General features: G+C 70.3%; 3 protein-coding genes. All 3 read right to left on the bottom strand.

The window, feature by feature from the left end; all coding sequences use genetic code 11:
• On the bottom strand, positions 1 to 1,159 hold a 1,159-nt coding region (locus IEZ08_RS38885; RefSeq protein ID WP_189244227.1), incomplete at its 3' end, for a family 2B encapsulin nanocompartment shell protein.
• Positions 1,156 to 3,354, bottom strand: coding sequence for a terpene synthase family protein (locus IEZ08_RS38880; protein WP_189244226.1), 2,199 nt, complete (start codon positions 3,352 to 3,354; stop codon positions 1,156 to 1,158). The genes IEZ08_RS38885 and IEZ08_RS38880, both read right to left, overlap by 4 nt.
• Positions 3,354 to 3,398 carry a hypothetical protein gene (locus IEZ08_RS40760; RefSeq protein ID WP_373294407.1) on the bottom strand — a complete coding sequence of 15 codons (45 nt, stop codon included), beginning with the start codon at positions 3,396 to 3,398 and terminating at the stop codon, positions 3,354 to 3,356. Before IEZ08_RS40760 ends, IEZ08_RS38880 begins: the two co-directional genes overlap by 1 nt.
• Positions 3,399 to 3,420 lie beyond the last annotated feature (22 nt).

Genomic DNA, 3,420 nt, shown 5'->3' with positions numbered 1-3,420 from the left:
TCTCGCCCAGGCGCATCACCAGGATCGAGGTCAGGCCGCCGTCGCTGACCGGGATCTTGTCGCAGGGCAGCAGCGGCACGCCCCGCCAGCTCATGACCCTGGCTCCGTCGATCTCGGTGACGTCCGGGTACAGTCCTCGCCGGTTGCACTGCCGGCCGAAGGCCGCGACGGCCCGGGGGTGGGCCAGGAAGCAGTGGGAGCGGCGGCGCCGGCACAGCAGCTCGTCGAGGTCGTCGGGGGTGGGCGGGCCGGAGCGGGTGTGGATGCGCTGCTTGAGATCGGCGTTGTGCAGCAGTCCGAACTCGCGGTTGTTGACCAGTTCGTGCTCCTGGCGCTCGCGCAGGGCCTCGATCGTCAGCCGCAGCTGTTGCTGGGTCTGGTTCATCGGTTCGTTGTACAGGTCGGCCACCCGGGTGTGGACGCGCAGCACGGTCTGCGCGACGCTGAGCTCGTACTCGCGCGGGGCCAGTTCGTAGTCGACGAACGTGCCGGGCAGCACCGGCTCGCCGCGGTGGCCCGCGGCCAGCTCGATCTCCGCCTCACCGTACCGGTTGCCGGGCCGGGCGGGGACGGGCCGGCGCAGGTGGGCGCGGAGACCGCCATGGCGCCGGAGGAGCTCCTCCAGGTCGGCGGGGGACAGCACGAGGACGGTGCTGGGCGTGAGGGTCCTGGCCGTGACCTCGCCGGAGCCGGTGAGGTCACCCAGATGGTCGCCGCCGGCCAGGATCCGGGAGACCTTCTCGTCGCCGTACTCTCCGGCGGCGGTTACGGCGATCTTGCCGTGCGCCACCAGGACGACCTGGCCCGGGGGCACCTGCCGGTCGCCGTCGAGGTCGTGCTGGACGAACCTCTCCGCCAGGACGTCGAGCACCCGCCTGTCGTCGTATCCGCGCAGCGACGGCAGCTCGCGCAGTTCGTCCGGGACGACCGCCACCTGTGATCCCGTGGAGACGAAGCTCACCCTGCCGTCGCCGACGGTGAGAGTCAGCCGCCGGTTGACCCGGTAGGCGCCGTTCGTCTCGACCCACGGCAGCACCCTCATCAGGTGCCGAGGGGTGATCGCCTGCATCTGCGGCGGGGTCTTGGCCGTGGTCGCCAGGGTGCGGGCGGCCTGCGTGCCCAGGCTCAGCCGGAAGTCCCCGGCCGCCGAAGGGGTCACCGCGTGCCCGCCCATCCGGCGGGTACGGTGGACGGCGCCGCGAACGACGCCAGGGAGGCGAGGCGGGCTGTGACGGTGCCCAGACCGGTCGGGCCCTGGGTCCAGCGAGCCACCGTGGGGTGGGTCAACTCGCAGGCGGGGTAGCGCCGGGTCCGCTGATGCCAGCGCAGGATGGCTGCCATCCAGTCCTGCAGCTCGGTCACGTAGCCGGCGACCGACCGGCGGACCGCGTCGCAGGCCTCGATCCGGTCGAGCAGGGCGGGCAGATCGACGGTGGTGATGTGCTCGAACTGCCTCATCCGGGAAGTCAGCAAGGCGTCGATGACCGCGGCTCCCTCCTGCGGGCCGCAGCCGAAGAAGGTCTGCATGACGAGGACCCCGTTGTGCAGCTCTCCTTCGAAACGGATCTCCTTCTCGTAGGAGAACAGGTCGTTGACCAGGCAGGCGTAGTCCTGGGCGGCGTTGGCCATGCCGGTGAGCTCACGGGTCCGGTAGAGCTCCGCGGGAATGCGCCGCCCGGGGGCGAGCCGGGCCAGGCTCATCGTCATGTCAGAGCCGAAGGTCCTGCGGCGCATCTCGATATAGTCGATCGGATCAGGGACACGGTTCTGGGCGTGGTTGGCCAGTTCCCACACCCAGCTGTCGATCATGTCTTCGACCGCGGCGCGGAAGGCTCTGCGCGCCTCCGGCGGCATCGACCCGACGGTGCGCGGCCACAGGTCGGCCAGCCCTCTCTCCACGGCGTTGAGCGGGACCGGCGTCGGGGCCGGATCGATCGGCATGAACCGCCGCAGCCGCCGGTTGGCGAGCTTCGCGCCAGCCAGATCATGGGCGGCGCCGAAGACCTGGGGGTAGTAGTCGTCACCGTAGGTGCCCCAGGCCAGCCAGTTGGTCGCGAGGATGAGCTCCCCGGCCGAGGCGTCGGGGTCGATGCCCGAGGCGCACAGGGCGAGATCGAACCCGACCAGCTTCTGTTCGGTCCACAGGGCGGTCGCCGGGATGCCGGGGACGGGATCGAAGAATCCCATCGCCGCGCTCCACTCCACGTCGGCGGCCCTGGCCGCGTCCAGAGCCGGGTTGTCGCGTACCGGGAAGGGCATGTAGGGCTGCGGCAGCCGTACCGTGACCTCCGCATAGGGGATGTGGGTGTGGTTGCGCAATCCGCCCGGGCCGGTCAGATGGGCCCGCGAGACGTTCATGCCGAGCGCCCCGCCCGGACGGTCCGCCTTGGTGTAGCGGCTGGAGGCGGTGTGCCAGGCGTGGCCGCCGGCCTGCCAGTCCTGCAGTCCCCCGACGTAGCGCAGGATGCGGTACTGCTCGGCGGGCGAGACGGCCTCGTCGGTGAAGAACGGCGGCAGTTCGGTCAGCGCGGTGTGCTCGAACTGGTGCAGCCGTGAGGTGAGCAGGTCGTTGGTGATCTTCACCGCCTGCCGGGTGTCGCAGCCGAAGAACCGTTCGCAGACCAGGACGCAGTTGGACAGCTCGCCTTCTTGCCGTACCTCGCGTTCGTAGGAGAACAGGTCGTTGCGCAGGTGCACGGCGTCGGCGAACGATTCGGTCAGCACACGGATCGGTCTGCCGCCGGCGAGCCGGGCCGGCAGTTCGGCCCCCGCGGCGTGCTCCACCAGGGCGGCCGACCAGGGGGCGCCGCCGACCTTGCGGCGTTCTTCGATGTACTCGATCGGGTTGGACACCGCGTCGCGCTCGATGTGGAACAGCTCCCACATCGACTCCTGCGTCAGGTCCCGGGTGACACGGACGAACCGGTCGCGCCAGGACGGCGACATCGCGGGCACGGTGCGCGGCCACAGGTCGGCCAGTCCGCGTTCGACCGGGTTGGCCGGTTCGGGGGGGACGTCGGCCATGAAGGCGTCGAGCCGGTCCAGGTACGCCTGGGCGCCTTCGGCGTCCCGGCTCCTCTTGAAGGTCTCCAGGAAGTGGTCGTCGAAGTAGAACACCCAGACGTACCAGTCGGTGATCAGGTTCAGTTCGGTGGCCGGGCAGTCGGGATGGGTGTAGGCGCACATCAGGCCGTAGTCCATGGCCTCCATCCGCTGCTCGTCCCAGATGTCGGGGTCGTCGAACATGCCCATGGCCGCGGCCCAGGCCCGGGTGTGAACGCGCGCGGTCTCCAGGTGGGGGTTGAGACGGGGAGGGTGCGGAAGATAGAAGTCCGGCAGCGTGTACGAGGACATCAGGCGACCTCGACGCTCTCCAGGATGCCCAGGGCGTCGGGCACCAGGACGGCCGCCGAGTAGTAG

Source organism: Planobispora rosea, from assembly GCF_014648175.1.
Taxonomy (GTDB): domain Bacteria; phylum Actinomycetota; class Actinomycetes; order Streptosporangiales; family Streptosporangiaceae; genus Planobispora; species Planobispora rosea.
The sequence above is the reverse complement of the archived record's forward strand: the minus strand, read 5'-3'. Positions and strand labels throughout refer to the sequence as shown.